The sequence below is a fragment of the Microcoleus sp. ARI1-B5 genome, assembly GCF_036705795.1.
Classification (GTDB): Bacteria; Cyanobacteriota; Cyanobacteriia; order Cyanobacteriales; family Microcoleaceae; genus Microcoleus.
Genome location: NZ_JAUBVK010000001.1, coordinates 1 through 16,897, shown reverse-complemented (window position 1 = coordinate 16,897; position 16,897 = coordinate 1). Strand labels below are relative to the sequence as shown.

Sequence of the window (16,897 nt, the reverse complement as noted above, 5' to 3'; positions counted from 1 at the left end):
CGGCGGTTGAAACCGATCCTAGACAAACGAAGTCCCTCTCTAAGAGACTGAAGAGTAATAAGTTAAAATCTTGCAGGGTGCGGAGCGTCAGAAGCTGTTGGATGATTGAACAAATAATCCTAACTGACGCGCACTACTCCTTGGGCGGTTGAAATTATGCAACTCCAAATCCTGTATATTCCCGCGCATAAGTTGGCTGAAGTCCTAGCACAATATCCTCTTTGGGTATTCCCATTTCTACCAATTCGTCAGCAATCTGCCTGTCTGTTTGATTCCGCTGAATCCAGATTTTGTCATTTTTAATATCCAAATGAAACACGCAGTTATACACGCGGCGGTGTGTGTCCCATCCTAAATCGACGACTAGATAGCGATCGTTTTCTTTATCAAAAATTGTTTCTACCTCAATTTCTCCGTTAATTGGTGTTATCTTGCTGTCTTCAATTAGCAGCTTTTGAATGCACTGACGGTAATGCTCTAGTCGATCCATTTGACTATTGCCTCCTGAGTTGATTTTAGATAGATGTGTAAACTTGTAGGGTGCGGAGCGTCAGAAGCTGTTGGATGATTGAACAAATAATTCTAACTGACGCACCCTACGAGTCTAAGCCATCCTACCCGATCGCCTTGCGGTAAACTATCTTGTCATCGCCTGCTTTGTAGAAGTCGCGGATGCGCGCTTCTTCGTCGTAACCGCACTTGCGGTAGAAGGCCCGCACGCGATCGAACTCCGGGAGTCCCGACGTTTCCACCAGCAGCACGCGCCCGCCCCGCGCCGTCAAGGTTTGTTCAACGTAGCGCAGCAGTGTCGCACCGCGTCCTTCCCGCTGGCGATCGGGTTGGATGGCGATCAATTGCAGGTTCCACGTGCGATCGGTCATCGGTTCCAACTCGCAGTAGGCGACTCCCACCGGGCCGCCGTCGTCGTCGGTGATCCAGAAGCGATCGCTGTCGCTGTTACCGCTGAAGTAATCGGCCAGCATTTCTCCTACTTCATCGAGTTGATTGGACTCGAACAAGCCAGTCGCTTCGGCTAGGGCGATGAGGGCGATCGTGTCATCGGGGGTGCTCGATCGAATCATTGTGAACTCCAGTTGAAATCTTGTAGGGTGCGTAGCGTCATATTGCATAAAAATGGCGATCGCACATTCCTACAAATCAGCAGCGTGTTCCTTCAATTCGTCCAAAGAAACGTATTCCAAAGTTAAAGCGTGAGTCGCTGACAAAACCACGCGGGGCGCACATCCAGCATCCATTGCTTCCTTCCAGCGAGAAGCGCACAAACACCAACAATCCCCTGGCTTCAAACCGGGAAAATTAAACTCGGGAACCGGGGTACTCAAATCGTTTCCCATTCTTTTGGTGAATTGCAAAAAGTCTTCTGTCATTTGAGCGCAAACGGTGTGAACTCCCAAATCGCCGCCGCCCGTATTGCATTTGCCGTCCCGATAATAGCCTGTCATGGGCGATGTGCAGCAAGTTTCTAATTTTGTGCCCAGAACATTTGTCGCTTCCGTCACCATCGCAGCTCCTCCACACAACTCTGCGATCTAATTTTACACAAAACGTGGTTTTTATATATTTTTTTCCATGACAAAGTTGATGAATCTTTGTCCTCTGCGTTCTACTTCTTGCTTTCTAATCACCATAAATCCCTGGGTTTCAAAAAAAGGTCGAGCTGTAATGCTGGCTTCGGTAAATAACTTTTTAAGTCCTAAGTTTTGGGCTTTTGCCTCAATTTGTGTTAAAAGTAGCTGGCCAATTCCTTGTCTTTGAAAGTCTTTGTGACAGTAGAAGCGATCGATATGACCGTTGATTTCTAATTCTCCAAAACCTGCGATTGTATCGCCCTCTTCTGCTACGAAGGTAAATTTACTGCTTAAACTTTGCATCCAATTTTGAATGTCGGTATCTGCCGGCGCCCAAGCATCTACTTGGGCTGTTGTGTAATCGCGGATATTTACTTCGTGCACGGTGTCGTAAAACAGTTTGACAATTTTTTCGGTGTCGCCGATTTCGTAGGTTCGTACTTTCATAAAAATTAAGACCAATTAACAAAAGAAGGCCACTCTAGACAAGCTCAAAACCCTGATAGTCATAAGTCTTTATAAAATCTAAATTCTAAATTCTAAAATCTAAAATCTAAAATCTAAAATCTAAAATCGACTGACTGACGGAGATTGATTGCGGGTGTTTGGGATTTTGGGCTAAATCGGCCCCGACAAATCGACTCTAAAAATAATTTTACTGCACCCCTTGACAAGCAGAGCTTGTCTGTGCAACATTAATTATAACAATTGTTCGATATACCTAATTTTTCCCAGCTCAGCCACCAAAAGCCTCTTTTGTAGTGGGTTATACTATATTGGATGTTCGATATAGGAATATTTGGTCGATCGCTCTTAAATCTCCGATAACCTAGGATCTAGAATCAAAAATCTTAAGATCGATCGACCTATGCCAAAAATAGTTGACCGCGAATTGTACCGCAAAGAACTGCTGAACAAAAGTTTTGAGCTTTTTGCCGAAAAAGGGTATTCCTCAGTCACAATGCGAGAAATTGCCTCGGGAATTGGAGTTTCTACAGGCACGCTTTACCACTATTTTCCGAGCAAAGAAAGCTTATTCGAGCAGTTAATTGAATACTTGAGTTATGAAGATACAAAAGAAGAAGAACTAGCAGAATTGGGAAATCCGCCCACCCTAGGAGAAAGGATTCAAGAAATGATGAATTATCTGGCAAAAAATGAAGATTATATTATTAAAAGTTTATTGATAATATTTGATTTTTGTCATAATAAAACTCGCCAAGAGATTGACAACAATCAGGCACTTCAGCAAGCAGGAAAGCGTTACGAAGAGGCAGTCTGTTGCTACTTGGGTATTTCCGATCCAGCAATTGCTATATTTATCATCAACTCGGTTGACGGCTTGCTGGTAAGAAGGTTTTATCAAGGCGAAAGGATATCTTTTGCGGAACAAGCGAATTTATTAAAAGAAATGCTAGTAGCTTATTTAGAAAAAAAACCACCGCAAATTTAGGAGGAATATGAATTTTCAATCTTTCATCAAGCCTAAAAATAAATTGGTAACGGGATTGGTAGTTGCTGGCGCTGCTATTAGCGTGGGTACAACTTTTTACGGCATTTCTCAGTTTGGATCTTTAGCTAAAAATGCTGAACCTTTGCCGGTAGAAACACCGCCGCCCAGGAAAATTACGGCTTTGGGAAGACTGGAACCCCTGGGGGAAGTGATTCGCTTGGGGGTGTCGCAGGCGTTGGAGGGCGATCGCGTGGCGAAACTTTTAGTCAAAGAGGGCGATCGCGTGAAAGCGGGGCAGTCGATCGCAATTTTGGATGCGGGCGATCGCCTAAAATCTGCTTTAGACGAAGCCAAAGAAAAAGTCAAAGTTGCTGAAGCCAGTTTAGCGCAAGTAAAAGCGGGCGCAAAGTCGGGAGAACTTGCAGCACAATCTGCCACAATTGGCAAGCTAGAAGCCCAATTGCAAGGAAATCAAGCGGCACAACAAGCAACTGTCGATCGGCTGCAAGCGCAGTGGCAAGGTGAAAGAACCGCACAGCAGGCAACTATCAGCAGAATCGCCGCACAGTGGCAAGGAGAAAGGAAAGCACAAACAGCAACAATTAGTCGCATAACTGCACAGTGGCAAGGAGAAAAAACAGCACAAACTGCCGCAATTAACAAATTAAAAGCCGAGTCTAATAATGCTGAAACCGAATACCTGCGGCACAAAGAACTTGTTGCAGAAGGCGCAATTTCTAACTCCGTCATGGACAGCAAACGGCTGGCATTAGAAACAAGTCGCCAGCAAGTTAAAGAAGCCGAAGCAAATCTGGGCCGCATCAACAGTACGGCAAAGCAGCAGCTTGAAGAAGCCGAAGCAAATCTCGATCGCATTAACAGTACGGCAATCCAGCAACTGAAGGAAGCAGAAGCCAATCTTGCCCGCATTAACAGTACAGCAATCCAGCAGTTGGCAGAAGCCGAAGCAACACTTAAGCGCATCAAAAACAGCGGCAGCGAAGAACTGAAAGAAGCCCAAGCAACTCTCGACAAAATAGGCGAAGTGCGCCCGGTAGATTTGCAAGCAGCCCAAACCGAAATCAACAGCGCGATCGCCCAAGTCAAGCGCGCACAAACCGAATTAAATCAAGCTTACATCCGCACTCCCAACGCCGGAAAAATCCTCAAAATTCATACTCGTGCGGGGGAAAAAATCAGCGATGACGGCATTGCAGACGTGGGAGAAACCCAGCAAATGGTAGTTGTTGCCGAAGTTTACCAAACCGACATCAGCAAAATTAAGGTTGGACAAAAAGCAACTGTTACCAGCCAAGCATTTTCACGAGAATTGCCGGGGACAGTTAAAGAAATTGGGTTGAAAGTCAGCAAACAAAACGTGTTCAGCAACCAGCCGGGAGAAAACTTGGACAGCCGAGTTGTGGAAGTGAAAATTCACCTGAATCCTGAAGCTAGCAAACAAGTTGCTGGCTTAACTAATTTGCAGGTACAAGTAGCAATTCAAAATTAGGGAGATTGAGAAAATGGCAGAATTCGGGCCAGATCCAAACCGACCTTATCCGATGGCAGACCAGCGCCGGGTTTGCTTTATCAAAAATTTTGTTAAATCGCCCAATATTATTGTTGGTGATTACTCGTACTACGACGATCCGATCGACCCTGAAAACTTCGAGAGAAACGTACTTTACAATTACGGGCGTGAGAAATTAATTATTGGTAAATTTTGTGCGATCGCCACCAACGTCAAATTTATCATGAACGGTGCAAATCACAAACTAGACGGCATTTCTACCTATCCATTTCCTGCCTTTGGGAACGGCTGGGAAACAGCGATGAATTTATTAATCGAACTGCCAAGTAAAGGCGATACAGTCATCGGCAATGATGTTTGGATCGGTTACGAATCGGTGATTATGCCGGGAGTCAAAATCGGCGACGGTGCAATTATTGCTGCTAAATCTGTTGTGGTAAAAGATGTTCCCGCTTACACAGTTGTCGGTGGAAATCCCGCAGGTTTAATTAAGCAGCGTTTCAGCAAAGCTGAGGTTGCACAACTGTTAGCAATTCGCTGGTGGGATTGGGAACTTGACAAGATTTCGCGCAATATTAACTTAATTATGCAATCTGATATTCAAGCGCTGATTCAGGCTGATAAGACTTAGGCAATCGCCGACAAAGAAACCGGGTTTTTACCAAATTAAAGGCTGCGATGCAATATCTTCGTAAAAAACCCGGTTTCTGCCGACCGGATTATCCCAATTACCGCACTCGCCCACAAAGAAACCGGGTTTTTACCGAATTAAAGGCTGCGATGCAATATCTTCGCAAAAAACCCGGTTTCTGCCGATTATCCCAATTACTAATTACCAATTACCAATTCCCAATTACCAATGCCCAATGCCCCATTCCCAATTCCCAATTCCCAATGCCCCATTCCCAATTCCCAATTACCAAATATTATGTTTCGCAACACACCCCTTGCTTGGTTGCAAGTAACCAGAGAAAAAACTCGTCTTGCTGTTGCTATCGCCGGAATTGCCTTTGCAGATATTCTGATTTTTGTGCAACTCGGCTTTCAAGATGCACTCTTCGACTCAGCAGTTAAGCCGCACCAAAGTTTACAGACAGATTTAGTGTTAATCAATCCTCAATTTGAAACTTTTGCTGCGGTAAAACAGTTCAAAAGAGAGCGACTTTACCAAGCACAAGGAGTGGCAGGAGTCAAGTCTGTCACTTCACTATATATTGGGATGGGACAGTGGCGAAATCCCACAAACCGCACTACGCGAGCAATTTTAATTTTTGGCATCGACCCCGGCAACACAACATTTATTTTGCCCGAGGTCAATCATAATTTGGCTCAACTTCAAATGTTCAATAATGTGTTATTTGACCAAGCTTCTCGACCTGAATATGGGGAAATTGCGAATATTTTTAACAAACAATCTACCCTAGAAACTGAACTTAACAAACGCAATATTCGAGTTGGTGGAGTATTTACTCTGGGTACTTCCTTCGTGGCTGACGGGAATGTCATTGCTAGCGATTCTACTTTCATGAACTTATTTCCCGATCGCAAACCCGATGAAGTTGATGTGGGTTTAATTCAGTTGCAACCGGGGGCAGATATCCTAAAAGTTCAGTCAATGCTCAAGTCTATATTGCCGGATGATGTCAAAGTTCTGACATTAGCAGAATTTGCAGAAATTGAAAAGGCTTATTGGGGAAATGCTACTCCGATCGGCTTTATTTTTGGATTCGGTACAATTATCGGATTTCTGGTTGGTCTGATTATTGTTTACCAAATTCTTTACTCCGATGTTTCGGATCACTTGGCTGAGTACGCGACTTTAAAAGCAATGGGATATAGCGATCGCTATTTAGTCGGAGTCTTAGTTCAGGAAGCTCTGCTATTAGCTGTTTTGGGCTTTATGCCGGGAATTGTTTTGGCTAACGGGCTGTATTCTTTAGCGCAATCTGCTACATTGCTGCCAATTTCGATGACAGCAAATCGAGCGACTGTTGTCTTGGGTTTGACGATTGTGATGTGTACTGGTTCTGGGGCGCTTGCTTTGCGCAAATTGCGATCGGCAGACCCCGCCGACATTTTCTAGAAGATAAAACTCGGCGGTTGAAACCGATCCTATACAAACAAAGTCGGTCTGGGCCGACTGAAGAATAAGCGGTCAAACAAGTCACCAAAAATTACCATGCAAACCCTAAACTCTCCCGCAAACTTCGACCCAACCATCACAGCTAAACCTGTAATCTCAGTCCAAAACCTCAACCATTACTTCGGTCAAGGCTCCCTGAAAAAACAAGCTTTATTTGACATTAATCTCGATATCAACCCAGGGGAAATAGTAATTATGACGGGGCCCTCGGGTTCGGGGAAAACAACTTTATTGACGATGTTAGGCGGCCTGCGTTCGGCTCAAGAAGGCAGTCTCAATATTCTGGGGGAAGAAATACGCGGAGCTAGCAAAAGTCAGTTAACTAAGCTGAGAAAGCAAATTGGTTATATTTTTCAAGCACATAACTTGATGACGTTTTTGACGGCTAAGCAAAATGTGCGGATGTCTTTGGAATTGCACGAGGAAATGCTAAATCAGAATATGGATGCTTTGTCAATATCAATGTTGGAAGCTGTGGGTTTGGCCGATCGCGTGAATTATTACCCGGAAAATTTGTCTGGAGGACAAAAACAAAGGGTGGCGATCGCCCGGGCGTTAGTCAGCCGCCCTAAAATAGTTTTAGCGGACGAACCAACCGCTGCTTTAGACAAACAATCCGGGCGAGATGTTGTGGAAATCATGCAGAAGCTAGCCAAGGAACAAGGCTGCACGATTTTGCTAGTAACGCACGACAACCGCATTCTCGATATTGCCGATCGCATTATCTACATGGAAGACGGCCGATTAGTGACAAATTTAGCCGATCGACCTTAATCAGATATTCGCTTGGCTGGCCCCACAGCGTCGATCGCAGCCTCAAGGGCGATCGACACGTGAGTCCAATGAGTCCCCCCTTGACAAAAAGCCACATAGGGTTCTCGCAGAGGCCCGTCAGCCGAAAACTCCGACGTACTCCCATCAATAAAAGTACCCCCAGCCATCACCAACTGACTCTCGTACCCCGGCATCGGGGCCGGTACCGGATCTAAATACGAGCCCACGGGAGAATTTTGCTGCACCGCCCTGCAAAAAGCAATTAACTTATCAGCACAACCGAATTCGATCGCCTGAATCACATCGCGTCTTTTGGCCAAAGGAATCGGATTCACCCGATAACCCAACTTATAAAAAACATAAGCCGTCAAATGATTGCCCTTCATCGCCTCGCCCACAAAGCCGGGGGCCACAAACAAACCCTGAAACAGCAAGCGATTCAAATCAAAAGTGGCGCCGCCGCTGCTGCCGATTCCCGGCGCTGTCAAGCGACAAGTTGCCTGCGACACCAGATCGGCCCTCCCGGCCACGTAACCGCCCGCAGGGACGATCGTACCCCCCGGATTTTTGATTAAAGAACCAGCCATCAGATCCGCACCCACAGCAGTAGGTTCGCAATCATCGACAAACTCGCCGTAACAATTATCAACAAAGCAAATTGTGTTAGGATTCTGATGTTTGACTAGGTCGACGATTTTTTTAATCTCAGAAATAGACAGACTCGATCGCCAAGAATAACCGCAAGAGCGCTGGATAAAAACTAGGCGAGTCTTTGCTGAAATAGCAGAGCTCAGTGCCTGCCAATCCAAACTTCCTTCGCGAGTTAGAGGCAACTCACGGTAAAGGATGCCAAACTCAATCAGTGAACCTTGACCTTGCCCTCGCAAGCCGATCACTTCTTCTAAAGTATCGTAGGGAGAACCAGCCACTGCCAACATTTCGTCACCCGGACGCAGGATGCCAAAAAGAGCACAGGCGATCGCGTGAGTACCCGAAACAAACTGTACCCGGACAGCCGCCGCCTCTGCCCCTACCACTTCGGCAAACACCCCGTCCAAAGTCTCCCGACCCAAATCGTCGTGGCCGTAACCCGTAACCCCAGCAAAATGGTGGACTCCAACCCGGTGGCTGCGAAAAGCTTTTAAGACTCGTTGAAGATTTTGCTTGACTGTCGCGTCAATACCAGAAAAAATCTGAAAGAGTGCCTGTTCTGCTTCCTGTAGCCGTGAAACGCTATTCATCTATACCTCGCTCACCAGTTGCGTGCGCGCTGTTCATTATGGCGTAGATGCGGCCCCTAGTTTGTAAACATAATATATTCATGACGATTGCAACTTCCAAAAAAACTTCCCCTGATTGGCCTGTCATAGGCTTTATGGCCTTTCTGCACATCGGTGCTTTATTTGCTTTTGTGCCTGGTAACTTTAGCTGGTCTGCGGTTGGGCTAGCAGTCTTTCTGCATTGGGTAACAGGTGGTTTAGGAATTACTCTCGGATATCACCGCCTTGTCACCCACCGCAGTTTTCAAACACCGAAATGGCTAGAGTATTTTCTAGTTATTTGCGGTACTCTTTCCTGTGAAGGTGGCCCGATCGACTGGGTGGGAATGCACCGGTTACACCACATACATTCCGACACCGGAACAGATCCCCACGATTCCAATCAAGGCTTCTGGTGGAGCCACATGGGCTGGATGCTCTCGGATCTGCCCATCAGAGTTGAAATCCCTCGCTTTACTAAAGACATCGGCGACGACCCAGTATACAAGTTTCTCCAAGCATATTTTATACCCATCCAAGTTGTCTTCGGTGTGTTGCTTTATTTATTAGGCGGCTGGTCTTTCGTGGTTTGGGGCGTGTTTATGCGGATCGTGGTGGTGTTCCACTGCACTTGGCTGGTTAACAGCGCTACCCACAAATTCGGCTACCGCACCTACGAGTCGGGCGATCGCTCGACCAACTGTTGGTGGGTTGCCCTGCTCACCTACGGCGAAGGCTGGCACAACAACCACCACGCCTTTCAATACTCGGCTCGCCACGGCCTCCAATGGTGGGAAATCGACTTCACCTGGATGACAATTCAACTGCTGCAAGCACTTGGTTTGGCAACCAAAGTGAAATTAGCAGAAAAATAGCGATCGGCAATTAGTCATTGGTTGTCTGTCATCAGTTCTGGACTAATGGCTCGTGACCAATGCCTCATCCTGTTGCATGCGAGCGGTATAGGTTGGGTTGAAGTAAGCTCAAATCCTCTGGGGCGATCGACCCAACCAACACCATAACCAGTTATAATAGATTGGAGAACAAAAAATTTTGTTTGGCAGCCAAAATTTTTATTTTCAAAATTAAACCGTAAATCTTTTTCAATCCCGATCCTAAATCTATAATTCATTCATTTTTGATTAGTTTGGGCAAGTGTGCAGCAAAAAAGTTCACTGTTCAATCCAAACTATTATGCGTGAATCCCGGTCTGCATCTCATCAGAAATCAAAAAAAGAATGACAATAGCAACAGAAGAAACACTCCAATACAATTGGAAGCACGTTATTAGTTTAGCAGGACTTCATATCGGCGCTTTGTTCGCACTGCTACCCAGTAACTTCAATTGGACAGCAGTTGGTTTAACAGTATTCATGCACTGGATAACCGGCGGTTTGGGAATAACCCTCGGATGGCACCGCCTGCTCACCCACCGCAGTTTTCAGACACCAAAATTCGTAGAATACTTTCTAGCATTTTGCGGAGCCCTTGCCTGTCAAGGAGGAATAATTGATTGGGTTGGGCTGCACCGATTGCACCACACCCACTCTGACCAAAATGCGATCGACCCTCACAATGCCCAAAAGGGTTTTTGGTGGAGTCACCTCGGCTGGATGCTATATAAAGGCCCCGCTCACGCTGAAATTTCCCGCTGCACAAAAGACATTGCCAGCGATCCATTTTACCAATTTTTGCAAAACTACTTTCTCCCCATGCAAATCGTCTTTGGCGTGTTGCTTTACTTAGCAGCAGGCTGGCCGTTTGTAGTTTGGGTAATTTTTGCCCGCTTAATTTTGGTATATCACTGCACCTGGTTTGTTAACAGCGCCACTCACAAATTTGGCTACCGCACTTACGAAACAGAAGATAGTTCTACTAACTGTTGGTGGGTTGCGGTTTTGACTTACGGCGAAGGCTGGCACAACAACCACCACGCTTTTCAATACTCTGCGCGTCACGGTATGAAATGGTGGGAAATTGACTTCACTTGGATGACAATTCAACTCTTGGAAGCAGTAGGTTTGGCTAGTAAGGTGAAACTACCAGCGGCCAAATAAGCTGTTGCGGCATCTAGATTGAATTTGTGGGGCGGGTTCGGGTACCCGCCCCACAATAATTTAAATGCCTATTAACTAATACCATTTAGACAAATTGTTGCTACAGTTATTAACCGTATAAAAATTATCTGTCCGAAGTCATAACTGCCCGGAGACTGCAGTGCCGTTTCCCTACAACTGAAAACCTCTATTTTATTTGTAGCAATATTTTGGGAAATTGGTATGAGTTAGAGATTTTTTAGGGCGACGCACCCTACGACTAATGACAACAGTCAACTGTCAACCCTTCGGCTTCGCTCTTCGGGCGAGCTGTTAACTGTTAACTGTCAACTCTCAACTGTCAACTGTCAACTGTCAACTGACTACTGAGCCCGTTTTTGCTCGCCCCTACCGCGCAAATATTCCGCTAAAAACGCCAATCCTCCCGAACCGACTATCAACAGCACGCTCAGAGCATTAATATCAGGTTTCACCCCAGTCCGAATCCGGCTAAAAATTTCCATCGGTAGAGTTGTAGTCCCGCTACCTGCGGTAAAACTCGCAATCAAAAAATCGTCCATGCTGAGGACAAAAGACAGCAGACAGCCCGAAACAATTCCAGGTATTAATTGAGGTAGCAAAACCTGCATAAAAGCCTCAACAGGAGTTGCACCCAAATCCAACGCAGCCTCTTCCAAATACGGGTTTAAATCAGCCAATCTAGTAGAAACAGCTAGAGCGATGTAAGCCAGACAAAACACAACGTGGGCGGCGACAATTGTCCACAAACTCAGAGGAATAGCCAGCGCCGCTAAAAATACCAGAGTAGCAACCGCGCTCGCAATATCTGGAATAATAATCGGCAAGTAGGAAACTCCCTGATATAAACTTTTGCCGGGAAAGCGGTAGCGGGCTAAACCAACGGCCATCAAAGTTCCGAGTACAGCCGAGATGGCAACTGCACAAACAGCCACTGTTAAACTGTTTCTCAGGGCAATTAAAATCCGCGTATCGCTAAATAATCTAACGTACCAATCTAAAGTAAATCCTTCCCAGCCCGCGCTGAAACGCGATTTGTTAAAGCTGTAAAATGTGAGTACCAGGATGGGCAGGTACATATAAAAAAACATCAAAACGGCAAATATCACCTGCCAAGAAATCTTAAATTTAGGCTTTAAGTACATATCGGGTTGTATTTCCTCCTGTGGATTGTCGGCGGTATTTTCCATATCTCGTTAATCAGGAATTGGTAATTGGTAGTCGGGGAATTTAGGAATTGATTGTTTTCAGTTGTTATTTGTTATTTGTTATTTGTTATTTGTTATTGTTGATTTGCGAAACATATCAACAACCATTAACCAGCAACTACCAATCAATAACTGATAACTGATAACTGATAACTGATAACTGTCAACTGTCAACTGTCAACTATCAACTGTCAACTATCAACTGTCAACTGTCAACTATCAACTGTCAACTGTCAACTGTCAACTGTCAACTGTCAACTGTCAACTGTCAACTGACTAAACTGCATTACGATCGCCATATTTGAGTAAAAGTGCAATTCCGATACTCACTGCAAAAATTAATACCATACTCAGAGCCGATCCTAGCCCCCAATTTTGAGTCGCCCCCAAAAACTGATTGTAAATCAAACGAGCCGCCGTCATGCTGGAAGCTCCACCGAGCAACTCCGGATCGACAAAATCGCCCAAACAGCTAATAAATACTAGCAAAGAACCAGCGGCAATCCCCGGCATCGTCTGCGGTACTGTCACTTTCCAGAAAGTTTCTACCGGATTCGCGCCCAAATCCTGAGACGCTTCTAGCAACCTGCGATCGAGCTTTTCCAAGGAAGCGTAGAGAATTGTTACGATATAAGGCAAATAGCTGTAAGCCATGCCAATTAGAACGGCAGAACTTTGATTTAACAATTCTAGAGGAGGTATGCCCAAAAGTCCCAGGAGCGAGTTGAGAACCCCCGTAGGACGCAGAATTGTAATCCAAGCATACGATCGCAACAGCGAAGAAGTCCACAGCGGCAACACAAAGCCCAACAACGTTAAATTCCGCCACTTGGGCGAGACATTGAGCGCGATCCAGTAAGCGACGGGAAATCCCAGCAGCAAACACAGAATAGTAGTTCCCGTGGCGAAAAAGAGCGATCGACCCATCACCTGCAAATTCAGCGGCTCAAACACTCGCAGGTAGTTAGCGATTCCCGAAGGATTCACCAAATCTCCCGGCTTAATATTCGGCACCAAACTAAGCTGAAAAATCACCAGAGTTGGTATTACTAATAATAAAAGCAGGAACAAGCCAGAAGGGCCGAGCAATGCCAGCGGCCCCGCCCACTTCGACCACGGGGGAACAGTTTCAGCCTTGACGGGAGTAGTGGGAGGAATCGGAGGTGGAGCTTTGGTAGAAACAGCCATAAATAATAGTTGGGATTTTTGATCGGTAGGGGCGGGTTCACCAATATCTTTAATTTGAAACCCCGAATTCGTATAAACCCGCCCCCACGAACACGGTAAATCGAAATGTACCCGATCGACTTATTGTCATAAAAATTGATGCGGGCGATCGGCAGGTAAGGGGGCGGGTTGATGTAAAAATTGGGTAAAAGTCAGAGATTGCGCGTAAAACCCGCCCTACAGGTTAGGGGTTAACCAGCGGTTAATTTAGTCCAGTAGCGATCGTACACTTCCATAAATTTCCCTACCGGAGCCACACCTTCGCAATTTTTCAAAACAGCTTCCGAAGGGAAAAGAAGCTCGTTTTCGCGAACTTCCGGCGTCAGCAAACTATAAGCATCTTCCGAAGGAGTTGAAAAACTGAGCCGCTCTACCAAAGAAGCAGCGACATCCGCTTGCAGCATAAAGTTAATCCACTTATAAGCTGCATCGGGATTGGGAGCACCTTTGGGAATTACTAAAGTGTCAGTCCACAGAGAAGAACCGCTTTTTGGTACGACATACTTCAATTTCTCGTTATCTGAAATTACTTCATTGGCATCAGAAGAATAACACATCGCTACCTTCAAATCCCCTGTCAGAATTTGTGGCCGCCAAGCATCAGTTGTAAAAGATGCGATCGCCGGTTTGAGTTCCACCAACTTTTCGTAAGCTTTTTTAACTTGCTCTTGGTTGGTAGAATTCAGAGAATAACCCAGCATCCGCAGCGCAGCGCCCATGACTTCTCGAACATCGCTGGCTAGAGTCATTCGCCTTGCTAACTCTTTTTTGTGCTGCCACAAATAAGTCCAATCGACCGGAGCTTCTTTGAGCTGTTCGCTGTTGTAAATCAAGCCTGTGGTGCCCCAACTCAAAGGCACGCTGTAGCGGTTTCCCGGGTCGTAGACAGGGTTTTGGAACTGTTTTTTTAGCCGGTCGAGTCCGCCCAAAATCGAGTGGTCTAATTGAGTCAACAGCCCGAGTTCCGTCATCTGAACCACCATGTAGTCAGACGGGTAAATGATGCTGTAAGCCCGGCCGCCGCCGGCTTGAACTCTAGCCAGCATCTCTTCGTTGGAGCTAAACACGTCAGCGACTACGCGAATGCCAGTTTTTTCAGCAAAGCGATCGAGCAAAGCTTCATCGGTATAGCCTGCCCAAGTATAGATGAAAAGTTGGTCGGCCGCGCCTTTAGTCGGAGGAGCAGATTGTACGTCTGCCAGCCGCCAGCCGCAACTGGAAAGAGCTAACCCGGAAATTGTCGCCGCCGAATTTTTTAGGAACTGACGGCGTGTAGAATTAGCCGGGAAAATCCTGGAAATTGGTAGATTTGTCGGAGGCACAGTTTGATTTTAGATTTTAGATTTTAGATTTTAGATTGGGGAATTGAGGATTGAGGATTGGGGATTGGGGATTGGGGAATTGGGGAATTGGGAATTGGGAATTGGTAATTGGTAATTGGGAATTGGGAATTAAGAATTCTCCCCCTCTCTCCCTCTCCCCCTCTCTCCCGCTCTCCATCGTTAGGATCGATCGCCCAACGCCAGACAATCAGTAGTTCCCCAGTAAGCATAAATCGGCGTGTGCGGGTCTGGGAAAGAGCCGCCAGTATTGGGCTGGCGCACCGTAATTTTATCGCCCGACGCCAACTCAACCACGTAATGAACGTGCGTGCCCATGTACATGATATTTTTGAGCCGCCCTTCAAAACAGTTCACCGACAATTCCGGCTGGTAGAGATTCAAATATACTTTTTCAGGCCGGACGCTGACAACAACAGAGTCACCGGTGACACCGCTCCACATATCCGACTGCTGAACAACTATTTTCAGATTGGCTGATGTGCGAACTGCGATCGTCGATCGGTCGATCGACTCCACCGTACCAGAAAACAAATTCGTATCCCCAATAAAATCCGCCACAAAAGCCGTCTGCGGGCACTCATAAATTTCTTCAGGCGAACCGATTTGCTCAATTCGGCCCTCGTGCATCACCGCAATCCGGTTAGAAAGACTCATCGCCTCTTCTTGATCGTGAGTCACCATCACAAAAGTCAAACCCAATTCTTGATGCAAATTCGACAATTCCAACTGCATCTGCTTCCGCAACTTCAAATCCAGAGCACCCAGCGGTTCGTCCAGCAGCAGAACCGCCGGTCGATTTACCAGAGCTCTCGCCAAAGCCACCCGCTGCTGCTGGCCCCCCGACATTTGACCGGGAAACCTGTTGGCGAAAGATTCCATTTTCACCAATTGCAAAGCTTCCCGTACCCGTTCTTCTACTTCCGATTTCCCCAGCTTTTTAATCCGCAATCCAAAAGCGATATTGTCCCAGACATTCATGTGTCCGAACAGGGCGTAGCTTTGAAACACGGTATTTACCGGACGGCGGTAAGCTGGAGTATTGGTCATCGACTGGCCGCGAATCATCAATTCGCCCGCCGAGGGAGTCTCGAACCCAGCGATCAAACGCAGCGTGGTAGTCTTACCGCAGCCGGAAGGCCCGAGAATGCTAAAAAATTCTCCTTGACGAATGCTGAGGTCAACTCCGCGGACTGCGGTTTCGCCGTTAAATACCTTAAAGACCTTGCGGAGTTCAACGTCAAGCGCTGTATCCGTTGCTGTCGTACCTTTGTTGAGTGCTGTCTGAAACATATTCGCCCTTTCCTGGGGTTAATGCACGCTGCTTGAATACAGTTTAACTTTAGACTTTTCTGTATTTTAGGCGAGGAAGGTTAGGAAGTAACAGGTTTTGGGATTTGTTCTTTAGATTCTATCTCAGAGTGCTGCTGCGCAAGACCGAATGTCTTGTGTCCCGCACTCCCATTCGATCGACTTCCATCGATCGGCCATCTATTCATTCTCTGGACTTGGCGTGGGAGAGGGTGTGGGAGAGGGTGTTTGCGGTTTCTCTTCTGTTTTAGGTGCTTCTGCTTTTTTCCACTCTGACAAAGGTCGCCCGACGGCATTTTTAAAGTCAAAAGGCACTAGCAGCACTGGCAAAGTTTGCGCCCTATTTTGAGGTGGCGCTTCCGGCGGATTGGCTTGAGCGTACAAGAAGCGGCCGCTAAAGTCTGTTTTGCCTAAAACTAGGCGGTGAGTTTCCTGGTTGTCCAGCTTGACTGTGACTGTAGCTTGGGGTTGGTCTAGACCGAATTCTGGCAGTTGAGCGGCTGTGATATTAATCGTGCGATCGCTCTTTCCTGTTGCCAGCCTGTCTAGCAAAAAATCCACCGATGCCTGATTTGCGTGTGCTTGCACTGGCAATTTCATTTCCCAGCTAGACTTGCCTCCTTTTATAGCATAAACGCGCTCAAAAGTCAAGATTTTTTCCGGAGTTTTGACTGTAAAGAATTGTACGCGATCGGACTTGAAAGTAAAAATTTTATGTTTCTCTTCCTTCGCCGCTTCCTGTTTCGGAGAAACTTGCATCTCGTACAAAGCAACAAACCCAGTCATGCTCAGGGCGACGGCTATCAATATAAATGTATTTTTCTGCAATTTCATAATAACCGGGAATTAGGCACAGTTTGATTTTAGATTTTAGATTTTAGATTTTAGATTTTAGATTTTAGGTTGGGGAATTGGTCATTGGTCATTGGTCATTGGTCATTGGTCATTGGTCATTGGTCATTGGTCATTGGTCATTGGTCATTGGTC

The 16,897-nt window shown here is 46.2% G+C and carries 17 protein-coding genes; 7 read left to right on the top strand and 10 right to left on the bottom strand.

From position 1 onward, the window contains the following. Positions 1-154 precede the first annotated feature (154 nt). The 4 genes from QUB63_RS00085 to QUB63_RS00070 all read right to left on the bottom strand — a co-directional run bounded on the left by QUB63_RS00085 (position 155) and on the right by QUB63_RS00070 (position 2,036). Positions 155-490, bottom strand: coding sequence for a XisI protein (locus tag QUB63_RS00085; RefSeq protein WP_332942721.1), 336 nt, complete (start codon positions 488-490; stop codon positions 155-157). 124 nt (positions 491-614) lie between these two features. Then, positions 615-1,082: a GNAT family N-acetyltransferase gene (locus QUB63_RS00080; RefSeq protein WP_332942720.1), complete on the bottom strand. Its 468-nt coding sequence runs from the start codon at positions 1,080-1,082 to the stop codon at positions 615-617. Between the two features lie 69 nt (positions 1,083-1,151). Next, entirely contained in the window at positions 1,152-1,523 is a 372-nt protein-coding gene (locus QUB63_RS00075) for a DUF2237 family protein (RefSeq protein WP_332942719.1), read from the bottom strand. 51 nt (positions 1,524-1,574) lie between these two features. After that, positions 1,575-2,036 (bottom strand): GNAT family N-acetyltransferase, encoded by a 462-nt coding sequence (locus QUB63_RS00070; RefSeq protein WP_332942718.1) that lies wholly within the window; start codon positions 2,034-2,036, stop codon positions 1,575-1,577. Between the two features lie 421 nt (positions 2,037-2,457). Between QUB63_RS00070 and QUB63_RS00065 the strand changes: the two genes are divergently transcribed. The 5 genes from QUB63_RS00065 (at position 2,458) to QUB63_RS00045 (ending at position 7,490) form a co-directional block, all read left to right on the top strand. Further along, positions 2,458-3,042, top strand: coding sequence for a TetR/AcrR family transcriptional regulator (locus QUB63_RS00065; protein ID WP_332942717.1), 585 nt, complete (start codon positions 2,458-2,460; stop codon positions 3,040-3,042). A gap of 7 nt (positions 3,043-3,049) precedes the next feature. Next, entirely contained in the window at positions 3,050-4,552 is a 1,503-nt protein-coding gene (locus QUB63_RS00060) for an efflux RND transporter periplasmic adaptor subunit (RefSeq protein ID WP_332942716.1), read from the top strand. Between the two features lie 13 nt (positions 4,553-4,565). Then, a complete protein-coding gene (locus QUB63_RS00055; RefSeq protein ID WP_332942715.1) occupies positions 4,566-5,204 on the top strand; it encodes a Vat family streptogramin A O-acetyltransferase in 639 nt (212 codons plus the stop codon). A gap of 228 nt (positions 5,205-5,432) precedes the next feature. After that, positions 5,433-6,656: an ABC transporter permease DevC gene (gene devC, locus QUB63_RS00050; RefSeq protein WP_332942714.1), complete on the top strand. Its 1,224-nt coding sequence runs from the start codon at positions 5,433-5,435 to the stop codon at positions 6,654-6,656. Positions 6,657-6,752: 96 nt separating this feature from the next. Beyond that, positions 6,753-7,490 (top strand): DevA family ABC transporter ATP-binding protein, encoded by a 738-nt coding sequence (locus QUB63_RS00045; protein ID WP_332942713.1) that lies wholly within the window; start codon positions 6,753-6,755, stop codon positions 7,488-7,490. Here QUB63_RS00045 and QUB63_RS00040 read toward each other — a convergent pair. Then, positions 7,487-8,731 carry a methionine gamma-lyase family protein gene (locus tag QUB63_RS00040; RefSeq protein ID WP_332942712.1) on the bottom strand — a complete coding sequence of 415 codons (1,245 nt, stop codon included), beginning with the start codon at positions 8,729-8,731 and terminating at the stop codon, positions 7,487-7,489. The two genes, QUB63_RS00045 and QUB63_RS00040, sit on opposite strands and share 4 nt — an antisense overlap. An 80-nt stretch (positions 8,732-8,811) precedes the next feature. Between QUB63_RS00040 and QUB63_RS00035 the strand changes: the two genes are divergently transcribed. Together QUB63_RS00035 and QUB63_RS00030 are read left to right on the top strand one after the other, a co-directional pair. Continuing rightward, a complete protein-coding gene (locus QUB63_RS00035; RefSeq protein WP_332942711.1) occupies positions 8,812-9,624 on the top strand; it encodes an acyl-CoA desaturase in 813 nt (270 codons plus the stop codon). 363 nt (positions 9,625-9,987) lie between these two features. Continuing rightward, a complete protein-coding gene (locus QUB63_RS00030) occupies positions 9,988-10,806 on the top strand; it encodes an acyl-CoA desaturase (protein ID WP_332942710.1) in 819 nt (272 codons plus the stop codon). Positions 10,807-11,168: 362 nt separating this feature from the next. On the opposite strand, the gene QUB63_RS00025 is transcribed toward QUB63_RS00030, so the two are convergent. The 5 genes from QUB63_RS00025 to QUB63_RS00005 form a co-directional block, all read right to left on the bottom strand. Next, complete coding sequence (locus QUB63_RS00025; protein WP_332942709.1) at positions 11,169-12,014, bottom strand: ABC transporter permease; 846 nt, start codon at positions 12,012-12,014, stop codon at positions 11,169-11,171. Positions 12,015-12,308: 294 nt separating this feature from the next. Then, a complete protein-coding gene (locus tag QUB63_RS00020) occupies positions 12,309-13,220 on the bottom strand; it encodes an ABC transporter permease (protein WP_332942708.1) in 912 nt (303 codons plus the stop codon). A gap of 230 nt (positions 13,221-13,450) precedes the next feature. Beyond that, on the bottom strand, positions 13,451-14,581 hold the full coding sequence (locus QUB63_RS00015; protein WP_332942707.1) for an ABC transporter substrate-binding protein: 1,131 nt from the start codon (positions 14,579-14,581) through the stop codon (positions 13,451-13,453). A gap of 180 nt (positions 14,582-14,761) precedes the next feature. After that, entirely contained in the window at positions 14,762-15,892 is a 1,131-nt protein-coding gene (locus QUB63_RS00010; RefSeq protein WP_332942706.1) for an ABC transporter ATP-binding protein, read from the bottom strand. Between the two features lie 198 nt (positions 15,893-16,090). Beyond that, positions 16,091-16,744, bottom strand: coding sequence for a DUF4340 domain-containing protein (locus QUB63_RS00005; RefSeq protein ID WP_332942705.1), 654 nt, complete (start codon positions 16,742-16,744; stop codon positions 16,091-16,093). Positions 16,745-16,897: the final 153 nt, after the last annotated feature.